Genomic DNA, 15,496 nt, shown 5'->3' on the forward strand with positions numbered 1-15,496 from the left:
TACTCGGACGTCCAACCATCTGACCAGGGGCTGCGGCCCCCGCCGGTCGGCGGGCCGGGCCGGTCAGGACGGTCGGGACGTCCGGGTCGGTGGGACCGGGTCAGGTGGTCAGGTCGAACCGGTAGACGTTGGTCTCCCGGGCCACGAAGCCGAGGCGTCGGTAGAGGCGGTTGGCCGCCTCCCGGCTCGGCCGCGACGTCAGGTCGACGGTCCTCGCACCGAGGCCGCGGGCGACCTCCAGCGCGTGGCGGTTCAGCGCCTCACCCACCCCCCGGCCCCGGGCCTCGCCGTCGACGACCACGTCCTCGATCCACGCCCGCACCCCGGTGGGGATGCGGAACCAGGCCAACGTGAGGCTGCCCACGATGCGATCGCCCGTGTCCCGGTCCACCGCCACCAGCAGCACGCTGGCCTCGGACCCGACGATCGCGCCGAGCTCCTCCGCGGTGGGCGGCGGGTTGGACGACGAGAGCTGCGGGACGAGCCGGCCGAACGCCTCGACCAGCTCCGGGGTCACGTCGACGGCCTCGACGATCTCGATGGAGGTCACCGGCCGACCGTACCCCGCACCGGGCGCGGGTCGGGCGGGACCGCGAGGTCGGTCCGGGCCGCTCCGGTAGCCTCCGGGGCGATGGCCGATCGACCCGGTGGCACCCCGGAGCCCCACGAGCACCTGCGCTGGGACGCCCGCCCCGCCCTGCGCCGACCGGTGATGCTGGTGGCGTTCGGGGGGTGGAGCGACGCCGGCGACGCGGCCACCACCGCGGTGCAGTTCCTCGGCCGGCACTGGTCCGCCCGTCCCTTCGCCTCGATCGACCCCGAGGTCTTCTTCGACTTCACCGACACCCGCCCCACCGTGCGCTTCGACGACCACGGCAGCCGCACCGTCGACTGGCCCGAGAACGTCTTCGCCGCCGCGTCGGTGCTCGGCGCCGACCTCGACGTGATCACGCTCGTCGGGGTCGAGCCCCAACTGCGCTGGCGTACCTTCTGCGACCACGTCATCGCCGTCGCCCGGACCTACGACGTGCGGATGGTCGTCACCTTCGGTGCCCTCCTCGCCGAGGTCCCCCACTCGCGGCCGGTGTCGGTGTTCGGCACCGCCTACGACGACGACCTCGTCGGCGAGCTCGACCTCGTCCCCTCGCGCTACGAGGGCCCCACCGGCATGACCGGCGTGCTGCACACCGCCTGCCATGCCGCCGGCCTGCGCTCCGCCGGGCTGTGGGCGGCGGTGCCCACCTACGTGCCGTCGGCACCCTCGCCCAAGGCGGCGCTGGCGCTGGTCGAGCGGGCGGCGCGGCTGCTCGACGTCGCCATCCCCGCTCCCGAGCTCGAGCTGGCCACCGCCACCTACGAACAGCAGGTCTCCGAGCTGGTCGGCGAGGACGACGAGACCATCGAGTACGTCGCCCAGCTCGAACAGCGCTACGACACCGAGCCCGACTCGATCAACGACGGGGAGAGCCTCGTCGACGAGGTCGAGAAGTTCCTCCGTGACCTCGACTGACCCGACCTCGACCGACCCGACCTCGACCCACCCGGTGCCGGGCGGCGGGCCACCCGGTCAGAGGTCGTGCATGCCCCGCCACATGGGGGACCGGGGCCGGTCGTAGTGCACGTCGACCGGGCCGCCGCTGAGCGCCTGGCGGGCGATCTCACCCCACTGCTGCACGCCCACGGTGTGCGGAGGGAGGTCGTCGAGGGGGAACCACCCCACGTCGCGGCACTCGAGAGGGTGGGCGGTCAGCTCGCCGCCCACGGCCCGGCAGTGGAAGACCAGCGAGTACAGCGGGATGCGGGTGAACCCCTGGCGCAGGCCGTCGAGGACCGCGACGAGGCGCACGACCTCGCACTCGATGCCGGTCTCCTCGGCCACCTCCTTGACCGCCACCTCCGATGCCGAGTAGCCGATGTCGGCCCACCCCGTGGGGTAGAGCCACACGCCCGAGTCGGCCCGCTGGACCAGCAGGATCTCGCCCGCCTCGTTGCCGACCACCGCGCCCACCGCCACCTTGGGCGTCTGGTAGCCGGGCACCCCGTGGCCGACCGAGCTCATCCACTCGTGCACCAGCGACTCGGCGTCGTAGGCGCTCCCGGCGGCGACGCGCATGTCGGCGGCGATCCCGAGCACCTCCTCGAAGCGCTCCCGCTCGTACAGGCTCTCGGTGAAGCCGAGGCCGGTCCGGGCCACTCCCGCCAGGGCCTCGCTCCAACGGACGAGGTCCTGAGGGGTGACCGCCGGATCGTCGCCAGCCGCGTCGCTCATGGCCCCAGAAACTACCGGCGGCGGGGTCAGCCCACGTCGCCCAGCGCGAAGAGCAGGGCCCGCTCGACCTCCTCGAGGTACACGCTGTCGGTGACCTTCCGGTTCTCGGCGTCGGTCACGTAGAACGAGTCGACGGCGTCGGTGCCCATGGTCTGGATCTTGGCCGACGTGACGCCCAGGTCGAGGTCGTGCAACGACCGGGTGATGCGCCACAGGACACCCATGGTGTCGGGGGTCCGGACCTCGATCACGGTGGCCGAGCGGGACAGGGCGTTGTCGACGATCACCTCCGGCGCGGTGATGAGACCCGGGAGGCGCCGGGGGCGGGCGTACACCCGGGCTCGTTCGGCCAGCCGGGCCTCCAGGGCCAGGCGTCCGTCGAGGGCCCGTTCGATGTCGCGGATCACCCGGTCCCAGGGGATGGTCGTGCCGAAGCCCGGCTCGACCCGGAACGCCTCGAGGGCCATGCCGTGCTCGTCGGTGTGGACCGCCGCCTCGAGGACCTGGAGGCCGTGCAGGGACAGCACGCCCGCCACCCGGGCGAACATCCCCGGCCGGTCGGGGAAGACCACGGTGAGGCGGTCGTCGACCGCCTCGATGATGCGCCGGCGCTGCGCCAGCAGCGCCAGGTGGCCGGGGTTGGGGAAGGCCGCCGACGCCACCTCGGCCAGCTCCCCGCCCTCGAGCACGTGGGCCGTCCGCGACACGAGCACCGCCACCAGCTCCTCCTTCCAGGTCCCCCAGGCCGCGGGACCGGTGGCCAGCGAGTCGGCCTCGGTCAGCGCGTCGAGGAGGCGGAGGGTGGTGAGGTCGCCGACGGCCTCGGCGACGTGGGCGATGGTGTCGTCGTCCGAGAGGTCGCGCCGCGTCGCCACGTCGGGCAGCAACAGGTGGTGGCGGACCATCTGTTGCAGCGTCGCCGTCTCGGCGTCGGTGAAGCCCATCCGGGGTCCCATGACCGCCACCTTCTCGATGCCCACCTCGACGTGGTCGCCGGGGTAGCCCTTGCCGATGTCGTGCAGCAGGGCCCCCACCGCGAGCAGGTCGGCACGGTCGACCCGGTCGACGACGTCGGCGGCGTTGGCCGCCGCCTCGGCGAGGTGACGATCGACGGTGAAGCGGTGGTAGGCGTTGCGCTGGGGCTTGCAGCGCACGTCGGACCACTCGGGGATGATCGGCTCCCAGAGCCCGCGCTGGTCGAGCGTCTCGACGACCTCCACCGCCGGTCGCCCGGTGAGGAAGAGCTCGACGAAGAGCCGGCGGGCCTCCTCGCACCACGGGGTCTCGATGGGCGCCGCGCCGGCGAGGCGGTTCAGGGTGCTGCGCTCGATGCGGGCGTCGTGGCGCGCCGCGGCCACGGCCACGCGCAGCACGAGCAGCGGGTCGGTGGCCGGGTCGGCGCCCAGGGCGAGCTGCACCGTGCCTTCGCGCAGGATGACCCCGGGAGCCACGTCGCGGTCCCGGAACAACCGGCGCCGGAACATGCCCTCCAGCGACGAGTCGACGCGGGCCCACAGGTCGTCGCTCACCCACGCGATCGACCGGGCGGCCGACGACAGGGAGCGCATCATGGCGTCGGCATCGGCGTAGCCGAGCGCCGCGGCCACCCCGTCCTGCTCCTCGAGGAGGAGCCGGTCGCCGGCCCGTCCGGTGCGCCGGTGCAGCTCGACCCGGGCCGACAGCAGGGTCAGGTAGGCGGCGTCGATCTCGGCGCTGTCGCCGTCGAGCAGGGCGGCCTGGGCCTTCTCCGCCCACCGGATGGCATGGACGTCGCGCAGGCCGCCCCGACCGTCCTTGAGGTCGGGTTCGAGGAGGAAGGCCACCTCGCCGGCGTCGGCGTGGCGGTCGGCGACCCGCGTCGAGAGCTCGCCCAGCCACCGGCGGCTGCGCTTCTCCCAGAGGGCGAGGCCCTTCTCGGCCAGCTCGTCGGCCAGGCGGGCGTCGCCGGCGACGAGGCGGACCGTCAGGACCGCGGTGGCGGTGTCGAGGTCGTCGGCGGCGAGGCTCAGCGTCTCCTTCACGGTGCGCACCGCGTGGCCGAGCTTGAGGTTCTCGTCCCAGACCGGGTACCAGATCTTCTGGGCCAGGTCGTGCACGTCGACGGCGCTGTCGTGCAGCAGGTACACGTCGATGTCGCTCCCCGGGGCGAGCTCCGCTCGGCCGTAGCCCCCGACGGCGACGAGGGCGGCCCCCGTCGCCGGAGCGCCGGCGTGCACCCACAGCGCCTCCATCCACCGGTCGACGGCGTCGGACAGGGCCCGGCACAGCTCGGTGCCCCGCAGGGTCGGGTCGTCGAGGACGCTCTGGCGGTCGAGGCGGGGGGTCACGGTTCTCCCGGTGGCGGGGCGGAGGACGTCGGCGACCGTGTCGCCGCGAGCGTCAGACGGCGTCGGGGCCGAGCTCGCCGGTGCGGATGCGCACGATCTGGTCGACCGGGCTGACCCACACCTTGCCATCCCCGATGTTGCCCGTACGGGCACTCGCGCAGATGGCGCCGACGACACGATCGACCTGGTCGTCGGCCACGACCATCTCGATGCGCACCTTGGGGAGGAGGTCGACGACGTACTCCGCACCGCGGTAGATCTCGGTCTTTCCGCCCTGGCGTCCGACGCCTCTCACCTCCTCGACGGTGAGACCGTTCACGCCGGCCTCCTTCAGCGTGTCCTTCACGCGGTCGAGCATGTTCGGTTTCACGATGGCGGTGATCAGCTTCATGCCCGGAGTCTCCCGCGGGACCTCCGGTGCGGGCGAACCGCCCGCCCTTGCCGCAGGGGGTCGCCGCTCAGTCGGCTCGCCGGGCGGCGGTGTTGATCGGGTCCCAGACCGGCGAGAAGGGCGGGGCGTAGGCGAGGTCGAGGTTGACCAGGTCGTCGACGGCCAGCCCGGCCCAGAGCGCGGTGGCGACGGTGTCGATGCGCTTGCCGGAGCCCGGCGCGCCGACGATCTGCCCCCCGAGGAGCCGCCGGGTGCCGCGCTCGTGGACGAGCTTCACCGTGATCGGCCCGTTGCCGGGGAAGTAGTGCGCCCTGGTGCTGGCCTCGGCCACGGTGGCGACGGCGTCGATCCCGGCGTCGGCGGCCTCGGCCATCGTGAGCCCGGTCCGGGCGACCTCGGTGTCGCACAGCTTCGTGATCGCCGTGCCGAGGACCCCGGGGAACGTCGCGTCGCCGCCGCCCAGGTTGGCGCCGGCGACCCGGGCCTGCTTGTTCGCCACGGTGCCGAGGGCGATCCACGTCGGCCGGCCCGTCACCCGCTGCACCGATTCGCAGCAGTCGCCGGCGGCGTACACCCCGGGGGCGGCCTGCTGGTGGTCGTCGACGACGAGGGCGCCGCGCACCCCGGTGGCCAGCCCGGCGGCCGCGCCCAGCTCGCCGTTCGGGGTGACGCCCATGCCGAGGACCACCAGGTCGGCCGGGAACTCCCCCTTCTCGGTCACCACCCGGTCGGCCTCGATGGCCGAGATGTGGTGCTCGAGGAGCAGCTCGACCCCCAGGCGTTCGGCCTCGGCGGCGACGAGCGCCGCCATGTCGGCGTCGAGGTTGCGCAGCAGCTGCGGGGCGATGTCGAACACCGTGACCCGGGCGCCGCGGGCGAGGAAGGCCTCGGCCATCTCGAGGCCGATGTACCCGCCGCCCACCACCGCGACGGGTCGCCCGGCGATCCCGGCCGCGGCGGTGGCCAGCCCGCTGGCGTCGGCGAGGGTGTGGGCCATGTGCACGTGGGGGAGGTCGACGCCGGGCCAGTCCGGGCGCACCGGCCGGGCCCCGGCGCCGTACATGAGCTGGTCGAAGTCCAGCACCACGTTCGTCTCGCCGTCGAGGTCGCGGGCCTCGACCGTGCGGGCGTCGAGGTCGATGGCGACGGCCTCGTGGCGGAGGCGGACGTCGATGTCCTGGCGGCTGCGGAAGGCCTCGGGGGAGCGGGCGACCAGCGACTCCACGTCGGGCACCTCGCCGCCGACGTGGAACGGGATGCCGCACGCCGCGTAGCTGGTGCGCACCCCCTTCTCGAACACCACGATCTCGAGATCGGGGCGGGCCCGCCGGGCCCCCGATGCCGCCGCCATCCCGCCCGCGTCACCGCCGATCACCACCAGTCGCTCAGCCATGCCCCGACGCTAACGCCCGATCCGTCGGCACCGGACGGGCCCCGGCGGGTGCCAGACTTCGGCATGGCCGTGCGCGACGACTGCCGTCACTATTCGAGCCGCAGCACCGGCACCGGTGACCTCGTGCAGCGCTGCCGCCTCGGGGCCAACCTGGAGGCGCCGTTCGCCTGCCCCGACGACTGCGTGTTCCTCGAGGCGCGGGCCGTCAGCGAAGCCGGTTGGCGGATCGCCGACGAGGACGACGACGACTGACGCGGCGCCCTCAGCCGGTCAGCTGGTGAGCAGGTCGGCGAGGCGGGAGAAGAAGGCCGAGCGGGCCAGCACCTCGGCCCCGACCCGGCGGGCGGCGTCGAGGCGGTCCCGTTCGACGTGGGACCCGTAGGCGATCACCCGCGCCCCTGCCGAGGCCGCCGCGCCGACGGAGTCCAGGGCGTCGGGTCGGGCCAGGTCCACCACCACGGTGACCGCCCCGGCGTCGCTCCCCTCGAGGGCGGCGGTCAGCGCCCTGTGGTCGCGGACGAAGGTGACGTCGGCGTCGACGGCGGTGAGGCGGGAACGGTCCATGAGGTCCGCGATCACGGCGACGACGCTCATCGCCGCCCCTCGGCGCGCCGGCGGGCGAGGTGCACGTGGGCCTTCGCGGCGCCCCAGATCAGCCCCGGCTCGTGCAGGTCGGGGTCGAGGTCGGCGAACGACGCCGGGGTGAGGTCGTAGTCGTCGTCGGGGAACTGGCGCTGCGCCGTGTGATCGCGCTCGACGGGGGCGACGCCGGCGCGGCGCAGCACCTCGGTCGGGTAGCGGGTGGCGCTGCGCACCACCGACAGCGGGTTGGTGGTCTGGGCGTCGACGTCGGTGGCCAACAGCGCCCGCACCCTCGGCCCGACCTCGGCGGCGGCCTCCGCGCCGGCCCGCTCGGCCTCGGCGAGCACCGCGGGCGGAGCGTCCACGGCCGTCTGCGCCCGGTGCACCCGACGAACGGTCGCCACGACCCAGCCGGGGAGGGCGGCCTCCACGCCGTCGGCCAGCCTGGTGGCGTAGCGGGCGAGGGCGGCGAGGTCGTCGGCCGAGGGCCCGCCCGGGTTGGCATCGGGCTCCATCGCCCCCCATGCTGGCCGACATGGCCCGCCCCCGACGCATCGAACCCGGCCCCGGCCAGGAGTCCGTCTGGGATTACCCCCGCCCGCCCCGGGTCGAGCCCACCGACAGCCACGTCACGGTGTGGTTCGGGGGCCGGATGATCGCCGACACCCACCGCGCGGTGCGGGTGCTGGAGACCAGCCAGGCGCCGGGCATCTACATCCCGCTGGACGACGTGGCCGACGGGGTCCTCGTGCCGTCGGAGCGCCGCTCGATGTGCGAGTGGAAGGGCCGGGCCTCGTACTGGTCGGTCCAGGTGGGCGACGCCTTCGCGGTCGACGCGGCGTGGAGCTACCCGGAACCGACCCCTGCGTTCGCGGGCATCGCCGGCCACGTCTCCTTCTACCCCCAGCGCATGGACAGCTGCTGGGTGGACGACGAGCGGGTGGAGGCCAACGAAGGTGACTTCTACGGCGGCTGGGTCACCTCGAAGGTGGTGGGCCCGTTCAAGGGCGGCGCCGGTTCCTGGGGCTGGTGACCCGCCGGGCTCAGTCCGCCAGGGCCTGGTTGAGGTTCCCCGAGCGCAGGCCCTCGAGGTCGAGGGTGACGTAGCGGTAGCCGCACCGCCGGACGGCGTCGACCACCTCGGCGCGGCGGTCCACGACCGCCGGGAGGTCGGCGACGGGGACCTCGAGGCGGGCGGTGTCGTCGTAGTGGCGCACCCGGAGCTCCCCGAACCCGAGGCCGCGAAGCGCCGCCTCGGCCCGTTCGACACGGCTCAGCACGTCGACGGTGACGGCGGTGCCGTAGGGCACCCGTGACGCCAGGCAGGCGGCGGCCGGCTTGTCCCAGGTGCGCAGTCCGAGCTGGCGGGATGCCTCCCGGACCATCGCCTTGGTGAAGCCCACCTCGACGAGGGGGAACACGGCGCCGGCCTCGGCGGCGGCGCGTTGGCCGGGCCGGTGGTCGCCGAGGTCGTCGAGGTTCACGCCCAGCACGACCGTGGCGCCCTCGGCGGCGGCGATCGGCGCCACCGCGTCCATGAGCGCCGACTTGCAGTGGAAGCAGCGGTCGCCGTCGTTGGTGCGGTAGGCGGCGTCGGTCATCTCGGTGGTCTCCACCCCCTGCCAGCGCAGACCCCACTCGGCGGCGAGCGCCACGCAGTCGGCATGCTCCGCGCCGGCCAGGGACGGCGAGACGGCGGTGACGACCAGGCAGCGGTCGGCGCCCAGGGTGGTGTGGGCGACCCGGGCGACGAACGCCGAGTCGGCGCCGCCGCTGAAGGCCACGACCACCCGGTCGAGGTCGGCGAGGCGTCGTCGCAGCCGGTCGAGGGCCTCGTCGAGGTCGACGTCGGCGTCGACGAGCTCAGTCGACACCGAGACGGGCGAGCACCTCGCCGACCGGCGCCACCATGCCGGTGTAGAAGGGGCCGAACTCGGCGTACACCGCGGAGGCCCGGTCGAAGCGCATCGTGTACACGACCTCCTTGAGGTCGTCGGGGTTGGTGGCGAAGAGGGTGACGCCCCACTCGTAGTCGTCGAGGCCGGCCGACCCGGTGACGACCTGGAGCACCCGCCCGGCGAAGGTGCGCCCCGAGGCGCCGTGCTCGTACATGAGCTCCTTGCGGTCGTCGTAGGGCAGGGTGAACCAGTTGGCGTCGGCTTCGCGCTTCTTCGACATCGGGTAGAAGCACCACGCCGGCTTGCCCTCGGGGGGCAGGTCGGGGTGCAGGCGGGCCTGGCGCATCGGCTCGGGAACCCCCTGGGCGTACTCGCTGAGCTCGGTGAGCGACACGTAGGAGTCGACCACGTCGAGCCCCGCGCCCTGGAGGGCGGCCTGGAGGTCGCGGAGGCGCCACAGGTCGGGACCGAGGGCCATGAACGCCAGGTCGGCCTTGTGGCCGAGCACGGCCACGGTGACGACCTGGTCGCCGTGCGCCTGGGCCTTCTCGACGGCGGCGACGACGGCGTCGGCCTCGGCGAGCGGCGTCACCTTGCAGAACAGGTGCACCACCCCCAGGCCGACCGACGGGGACACGGGCTCGCTCATGGCCGAAGTGTACGGCCGAGCGGGTCGCGGCCCCTGTCGCAGGCCAGGCCTTCTCGTGGCTGTCGTCCCCCCGCTTCACGGGCTGACAACCGGCCGGGTCAGGACGGCTCGAGGGTGACCACGGCGTTGTAGTCGGGCACCTGCGACCCCGCGTCGCGGTGCTCGGCGCCGGCGGCGATGAGCACGTTGCCCTCCGGCCAGTGCACCTGCAACGACCGGGCGGGCAGCCGGGCGAACCGCAGGCGCCCCGCGAACTCCCCGGTGGCCGACCGCAGCACCACCTGGTCGCCCTCGACCAGGCCGAGGACGGCGGCGTCGGCCTCGTCGATGTAGACCGCGTCGCGTCCGGCCCCGGTGAGCGGGTCGACGGCGCCGAACACCATCGAGTTGAACTGCTTGCCGCGGCGGGTGGCCACGGTGAACTCGCCCGGCCCGAGGTCGTGGCGCGGCGGGGACAGCGGCGTGAACCGGCCCCGACCCGTGGGGGTGGGGAACTCGCCGTCGGCGCAGAGGTGGCGGCCGCCCCACTGGACGGCGTCACCGGTCGCGGCCAGCGTCTCGATGCCCGCGTAGGCGGGCACCACCTCGGCGATCTCGGCCCGCAGCGCCCGGTTGTCCGGCCAGTCGAAGAACGGGCGGAGCGTGGGGTCGACCCTGGCGGTCACGTCGGCGAACAGGCGCCACTCGCTGCGGGCCAGGCCCACCTGGCGGGGGATCTCCGGTGAGAAGGCGATGCGCCGCTCGGTGGTGGTCTCGGTGCCCCCGCCCTCCTGCTCGTAGCGGGTGGCCACCGGCAGGAGGATCACGTCGTCGCCGGGGACGAGCATCTGGGAGCTGACCACGATGTCCTGGTGCACCCGCAGTGGCACCGAGGCCAGCGCCGCCTCGACCCGTTGCGGATCAGGTAGTACGTCGAGGAAGTTCCCACCCGACATCCAGAGCACATCGAGCTCGCCCCGCTCGGCGGCCTCGGGCATCTCCGCGGCGGTCAGGCCCGGGTGGGCGGGCACCGGGAACCCCCACACCTCGGCCAGGGCCGCCGCCGACTCCCCGGTGGGGGTGATGCCCCCTGGGAGGGCGGTGGCGTACGCGCCCATCTCGGCGCCGCCCTGTACCCCGGAGTGGCCGCGGATGGGCATGAGCCCCGCGCCGTCGCGACCGACGTTGCCCCGGGCGAGTCCCAGGTTCACGATGGCCTCCACGCCGTGCTGGGCTTCCCGGTGCTGGGTGATCCCCATCGACCAGAGCAGGACGGCGGCATCGGCGGCGGCGTAGAGGTCGACGAAGGCCTCGACCTGCGCCCGGGTGAGCCCCGCCTCGGCGAGCAGCCCGTCGAGGGGCTGCTGCTCGAGTGCGGCCACCAGCTCGTCCCATCCCTCGGTGTGGGCGTCGACGAAGGCCCGGTCGACGGCGTCGCGTTCGATCAGCAGCTTGAGCGCGGCGTTGGCGAAGGCGATGTCGCCGCCGGGGCGCACCGGCACGTGCAGGTCACACATCTTGGTGCCGAAGATCGCCGACTCGGCGTTGGACGGCACCCAGTACCGCTCGAGGCCGGGCTCGAGGTACGGGTTGACCACCACCACCTTGCAGCCCCGCTTGCGGGCCAGGAACAGGTACTTCATGAACACCGGCTGGTTGTTGGCCGGGTTGGCGCCCCAGATGACGACGAGGTCGCTCTCGATCACGTCCTGGAGCGAGCAGGTCGACGCGGCCACGCCGATGGTGGCCTTCAGCGCAGTGGTGGACGGGGCGTGGCACACCCGGGCCGCAGAGTCGACGTTGGCGATCCCCAGCGCACGCGCCGCCTTCCCGGCGACGTAGTAGGTCTCGTTCGTGATGCCCCGACTGGTCAGGAAGACGGCGCTGCGGTCCGGGCCCGCCGCCCGCAGACCGTCGGCGAGCGCGTCGAGTGCCTCGTCCCAGGTGATCCGGCGGAAGCCCGGCTCACCCCGGCGGCGGCGCATCGGGTGGCCCAGCCGCCCCAGGTCGCGCAGCTCCGCCCCGCTGCGGGAGCGCAGCGTCTCGGCGTCGGCCAGCACCGCGGGGTCGAGCGCGGGCGCGCCGTTGACCTCGAGCAACCGCAACCGGGTGGTGCACAGGTGGATGCCGTCGATCGTCCAGTCGTGCAGACCGGCGACGCCCAGGGCGCACCCGTCGCACACGCCCTGGGTGAGCACCTTCCACGCGTAGGTGGGGTTGCCCCGGTTGTCCCAGGCGATCTTCGCCATGTCGCCGAAGTGGTTGGGCTTCTGCAGGCCGATGCCGTTGGGACGGGCGCTCACCCACAGCTCGGGGTTGACCGGCAGGCGGTCGGCGAGGCGGGCGACGACGCGACGCGAGCGGGGCAACGGATCGGTTCGGTCGGGCACGGACGCTCCGGGTCGTCTCAGGCCGAGGGCGGCAGGTCGCCGTCGACGGGTGCGTAGAGGTTGCCACCGCCGTCGCGCGCGAAGCCCATCAGTACCAGCCCGGCCCGCCGGGCGGTGTCGACGGCGAGGGCGGACGGCCCGCTGACCGCCACCATCGCCGCGAAGCCCGCCGCCCACGCCTTCTGCACCAGCTCGAACGACGCCCTCCCGCTGACGGCCAGGCCGAGTCCGGTGGCCGGAAGGGCACCGTCGAGCAGCATCCGACCCACGACCTTGTCGACGGCGTTGTGGCGACCGATGTCCTCGCGGACGACCAGCATCGTGCCGTCGGCCGCGAAGGCGCCGGCGGCGTGCACCGCCCCGGTGGTCTCGAAGAGCCCCTGGGCGGCGCGCAGCGAGTCCGGGGCGGCGGCCAGCACCGCGAGAGACGGGCTCGCGGCGGCGGGCAGGCGGGTGAGGCGGTCGGCCAGCTCGTCGATCGAGGTGGAGCCGCACAGCCCGCACGACGAGGTGGCCGGGCCCAGCCGAGGGGTGGGTGCCGGGGCACGACCCCCGGTGTCGACCGAGACTACGTTGAACTCGGTGTCGACCGCCGACCCGGTGCCGCAGTACCGGCAGGTGATCACCGGCGCGCCGCCGAGCAGCCCCTCGGTGAAGCAGAACCCGACGGCCAGCTCGAAGTCGTGGCCGGGGGTGCGCATGGTGGTGGCCACGAGGGTGTCGTCGAGGTGCACGGCGAGGGGCTCCTCGACGATCACCTCGTCGGGCGCCCGCCGGAGGCCGACCCCGTCGAAGCGCCGGCTCATCGTGGTCTCGCTGCGGCCCCGGGGCATCCGCTCACGGTAGCGACTGCCCCACGCGGCGGCGACGGGGTGTCGGTCCTAGCGTGCAGGGATGACCGGCCCGGAGATCCACCCGTCGTTGGAGCCCCTGACGCACCTCCTCGGGACCTGGGAGGGGCCCGGCGAGGGCAGCTACCCGACGATCGACAGCTTCGCCTACGTGGAGCGGCTGACCTTCTCCCACGTCGGCAAGCCGTTCCTGTCGTACGCCCAGCGCACCTGGGACCCGGCGACGCGAGCCCCGATGCACGCCGAGACGGGCTATCTGCGCGTCGCCGGCGAGCCCGCCGGGGCAGGGGTGGAGATGGTCGTCGCCCAACCGACCGGTGTGACCGAGGTGCTGCTCGGCACGGTCGCCGACGGGGTGGTGGCGCTGCGGTCCCACGTGGTCGGGCTCACCCCGACCGCGAAGTCGGTGACCGCCGTCGAGCGCGAGCTGGCGGTCGACGGTGACGGGCTCGTCGTCCGCCTGGCGATGGCGGCCGTCGGGGTGGAGCTCACCCACCACCTCCTCTCGCGACTGCGGCGCGTCGACCCCACCTGAGCCGGGACGCGAGCGAGGGCGCCCCTGGGGACGCCCTCGCTCTCGGCTCTGCCTCCGGGCCGGGCCCGGTCGGATCAGAAGTCCTCCATGCCTCCGGGCATCCCGGCGCCGGCCGGCTCGGGCTTGTCGGCGATGACGGCCTCGGTGGTGAGGAACAGCGCGGCGATCGACGCGGCGTTCTGCAGCGCCGAGCGCGTCACCTTGGCGGCGTCGATGATGCCCGCCTTCACCAGGTCCTCGTACTCGCCGGTGGCGGCGTTGAGGCCCTCGCTGGGCGTCTCGAGGTGACGGACCCGCTCGACGACCACGCCACCCTCCATGCCGGCGTTGGTGGCGATCTGCTTGATCGGCTCCTCGAGGGCGTGGGCCACGATGCGGGCACCGGTCGCCTCGTCGTGGGGCAGGTCCTTCACGAGATCGAGCACCTTGGCCTGGGCCCGCAGCAGGGTGACGCCGCCGCCGGCGACCACGCCCTCCTCGATGGCCGCCTTGGTCGTGGACACGGCGTCCTCGATGCGGTGCTTCTTCTCCTTCAGCTCCACCTCGGTGGCGGCGCCGACCTTGAGCACGGCGACCCCGCCGGACAGCTTGGCGAGGCGCTCCTGGAGCTTCTCGCGGTCGTAGTCGGAGTCGGTGTTGTCGATCTCGGCCTTGATCTGGGCGATGCGGCCCTCGATGTCGGACTCCTCGCCGCTGCCCTCGACGATCGTGGTCTCGTCCTTGGTGACGACGATCTTGCGGGCCTGGCCGAGCAGGTCGATGGTGGCGTTCTCGATCTTGAGCCCGACCTCCTCGGTGATGACCTGGCCGCCGGTGAGGATGGCCATGTCCTGGAGCATCGCCTTGCGGCGGTCGCCGAAGCCGGGGGCCTTGATGGCCACCGAGTTGAAGGTGCCGCGGATCTTGTTGACCACGAGGGTGGCCAGGGCCTCGCCCTCGACGTCCTCGGCGATGATCACCAGCGGCTTGCCGGCCTGCATGACCTTCTCGAGCACCGGCACCATGTCGCGCACGGCGGTGATCTTCGAGCCGACCAGGAGGATGTAGGGGTCCTCGAGGACCGCTTCCATCCGGTCGGTGTCGGTGACGAAGTACGGGGAGATGTAGCCCTTGTCGAAGCGCATGCCCTCGACGAGGTCCATCTCCATGCCGAAGGTGTTCGACTCCTCGACGGTGATGACGCCGTCCTTGCCCACCTTGTCGATGGCCTCGGCGATCATCGTGCCGATCTCCGGGTCGGCGGCGGAGATGCCGGCCACCTGGGCGATCTGGCTCTTGTCCTCCACGTCGGCCGACACGGCCTTGATGCCCTCGACGGCGGCGGCCACGCCGGCCTCGATGCCCTTCTTGACCGACATCGGGTTGGCGCCGGCGGCCACGTTGCGCAGGCCCTCGCGGACCATCGACCACGCCAGCACCGTGGCGGTGGTGGTGCCGTCACCGGCGACGTCGTCGGTCTTCTTGGCGACCTCCTTGACGAGCTCGGCGCCGATCCTCTCGAGCGGGTCCTCGAGGTCGATCTCCTTGGCGATCGAGACACCGTCGTTGGTGATCGTGGGGGCGCCCCACTTCTTGTCGAGCACCACGTTGCGGCCCTTCGGGCCGAGGGTGACGCGGACGGCGTCGGCGAGCTTGTTCATGCCGCGCTCGAGCGCCCGTCGTGCTTCTTCGTCGAACTGGATGGTCTTTGCCATTGGGGTGGTTCCCTCCGTGGGGTGTTAGCACTCTCGGTCGGAGACTGCTAACAGCAAACCACCGCGGCGCCCGGATCGCAACCCGGGGCCGGCCCGCCTCGCACCAGCGGCGCTCCGCGCCGCCGGCGGTGCGTGGGCCTGGGGTGGGGTCGGGCCGGGCGAGGCGGGGGAAGCGCCAGCGGCCCGCCTCGCACCAGCGGCGCTCCGCGCCGCCGGGAGCTCAGCCGCCGGCCACGGCCTGCATGATCGAGACGGTCACCCCGTCGGGGACCGGGGTGGCGAGGCCGTCGAGGAACCGGACGTCGTCGTCGTCGACGAAGACGTTGACGTAGCGCACCAGGGCGCCCTCGTCGTCGAGCAGCTTGGCCGAGAACCCCGGGTGGGCCGTGTCGAGGTTGGTCAACACCTCGGCGACCGTGGCGCCCTCGACGGCGACCTGGGACTGGCCGCCGGTCATGGTGCGGAACACGGGGGGCACGCGAACGGTCACGCTCATGGGAGATCCTTGCAGTCTGTCGTACGGTCGGTCGGTCGGTCG

17 protein-coding genes are annotated in these 15,496 nt (G+C 73.4%); 4 read left to right on the top strand and 13 right to left on the bottom strand.

All coding sequences use genetic code 11. The annotated features are described in order from the left end of the window. Positions 1-100: 100 nt before the first annotated feature. Positions 101-550 (bottom strand): GNAT family N-acetyltransferase, encoded by a 450-nt coding sequence (locus tag MUE36_14060; GenBank protein MCU0312054.1) that lies wholly within the window; start codon positions 548-550, stop codon positions 101-103. An 81-nt stretch (positions 551-631) separates the two neighbouring features. Between MUE36_14060 and MUE36_14065 the strand changes: the two genes are divergently transcribed. Continuing rightward, complete coding sequence (locus MUE36_14065) at positions 632-1,510, top strand: PAC2 family protein (GenBank protein ID MCU0312055.1); 879 nt, start codon at positions 632-634, stop codon at positions 1,508-1,510. Between the two features lie 57 nt (positions 1,511-1,567). On the opposite strand, the gene MUE36_14070 is transcribed toward MUE36_14065, so the two are convergent. The 4 genes from MUE36_14070 to MUE36_14085 form a co-directional block, all read right to left on the bottom strand. Continuing rightward, positions 1,568-2,269 (bottom strand): NUDIX hydrolase N-terminal domain-containing protein, encoded by a 702-nt coding sequence (locus MUE36_14070; GenBank protein ID MCU0312056.1) that lies wholly within the window; start codon positions 2,267-2,269, stop codon positions 1,568-1,570. 26 nt (positions 2,270-2,295) lie between these two features. Then, positions 2,296-4,596: a [protein-PII] uridylyltransferase gene (locus MUE36_14075; GenBank protein ID MCU0312057.1), complete on the bottom strand. Its 2,301-nt coding sequence runs from the start codon at positions 4,594-4,596 to the stop codon at positions 2,296-2,298. A gap of 52 nt (positions 4,597-4,648) precedes the next feature. After that, positions 4,649-4,987: a P-II family nitrogen regulator gene (locus tag MUE36_14080; protein MCU0312058.1), complete on the bottom strand. Its 339-nt coding sequence runs from the start codon at positions 4,985-4,987 to the stop codon at positions 4,649-4,651. A 67-nt stretch (positions 4,988-5,054) separates the two neighbouring features. Continuing rightward, a complete protein-coding gene (locus MUE36_14085; protein MCU0312059.1) occupies positions 5,055-6,380 on the bottom strand; it encodes an FAD-dependent oxidoreductase in 1,326 nt (441 codons plus the stop codon). Between the two features lie 48 nt (positions 6,381-6,428). Here MUE36_14085 and MUE36_14090 point away from each other — a divergent pair, with 48 nt between their 5' ends. Continuing rightward, positions 6,429-6,632, top strand: a complete 204-nt coding sequence (locus tag MUE36_14090; GenBank protein MCU0312060.1) for a hypothetical protein — start codon at positions 6,429-6,431, stop codon at positions 6,630-6,632. A gap of 18 nt (positions 6,633-6,650) precedes the next feature. Here the strand turns inward: MUE36_14090 and MUE36_14095 are convergent, their stop codons facing one another. Both MUE36_14095 and MUE36_14100 read right to left on the bottom strand, forming a co-directional pair. Then, positions 6,651-6,974 (bottom strand): hypothetical protein, encoded by a 324-nt coding sequence (locus MUE36_14095; protein MCU0312061.1) that lies wholly within the window; start codon positions 6,972-6,974, stop codon positions 6,651-6,653. Next, positions 6,971-7,477, bottom strand: a complete 507-nt coding sequence (locus MUE36_14100; GenBank protein MCU0312062.1) for a hypothetical protein — start codon at positions 7,475-7,477, stop codon at positions 6,971-6,973. Before MUE36_14100 ends, MUE36_14095 begins: the two co-directional genes overlap by 4 nt. Positions 7,478-7,497: 20 nt before the next feature. Here MUE36_14100 and MUE36_14105 point away from each other — a divergent pair, with 20 nt between their 5' ends. After that, positions 7,498-7,995: a DUF427 domain-containing protein gene (locus MUE36_14105; protein ID MCU0312063.1), complete on the top strand. Its 498-nt coding sequence runs from the start codon at positions 7,498-7,500 to the stop codon at positions 7,993-7,995. A 10-nt stretch (positions 7,996-8,005) separates the two neighbouring features. On the opposite strand, the gene larE is transcribed toward MUE36_14105, so the two are convergent. The 4 genes from larE to MUE36_14125 form a co-directional block, all read right to left on the bottom strand. Beyond that, positions 8,006-8,836, bottom strand: coding sequence for an ATP-dependent sacrificial sulfur transferase LarE (gene larE, locus MUE36_14110; protein ID MCU0312064.1), 831 nt, complete (start codon positions 8,834-8,836; stop codon positions 8,006-8,008). Further along, complete coding sequence (locus tag MUE36_14115; protein MCU0312065.1) at positions 8,826-9,509, bottom strand: chlorite dismutase family protein; 684 nt, start codon at positions 9,507-9,509, stop codon at positions 8,826-8,828. The genes larE and MUE36_14115 overlap by 11 nt, the downstream gene beginning before the upstream one ends. Positions 9,510-9,607: 98 nt before the next feature. Continuing rightward, on the bottom strand, positions 9,608-11,878 hold the full coding sequence (locus MUE36_14120) for an FdhF/YdeP family oxidoreductase (protein ID MCU0312066.1): 2,271 nt from the start codon (positions 11,876-11,878) through the stop codon (positions 9,608-9,610). Between the two features lie 17 nt (positions 11,879-11,895). After that, positions 11,896-12,711: a formate dehydrogenase accessory sulfurtransferase FdhD gene (locus tag MUE36_14125; protein ID MCU0312067.1), complete on the bottom strand. Its 816-nt coding sequence runs from the start codon at positions 12,709-12,711 to the stop codon at positions 11,896-11,898. A gap of 61 nt (positions 12,712-12,772) precedes the next feature. Here MUE36_14125 and MUE36_14130 point away from each other — a divergent pair, with 61 nt between their 5' ends. Next, positions 12,773-13,264 carry an FABP family protein gene (locus MUE36_14130; GenBank protein MCU0312068.1) on the top strand — a complete coding sequence of 164 codons (492 nt, stop codon included), beginning with the start codon at positions 12,773-12,775 and terminating at the stop codon, positions 13,262-13,264. A 74-nt stretch (positions 13,265-13,338) separates the two neighbouring features. Here the strand turns inward: MUE36_14130 and groL are convergent, their stop codons facing one another. Further along, complete coding sequence (gene groL / locus MUE36_14135; GenBank protein ID MCU0312069.1) at positions 13,339-14,958, bottom strand: chaperonin GroEL; 1,620 nt, start codon at positions 14,956-14,958, stop codon at positions 13,339-13,341. A gap of 220 nt (positions 14,959-15,178) precedes the next feature. Further along, positions 15,179-15,454: a MoaD/ThiS family protein gene (locus MUE36_14140; protein ID MCU0312070.1), complete on the bottom strand. Its 276-nt coding sequence runs from the start codon at positions 15,452-15,454 to the stop codon at positions 15,179-15,181. Positions 15,455-15,496 lie beyond the last annotated feature (42 nt).

The sequence above is a fragment of the Acidimicrobiales bacterium genome, from assembly GCA_025455885.1.
Classification (GTDB): domain Bacteria; phylum Actinomycetota; class Acidimicrobiia; order Acidimicrobiales; family Acidimicrobilacustridaceae; genus Rhabdothermincola_A.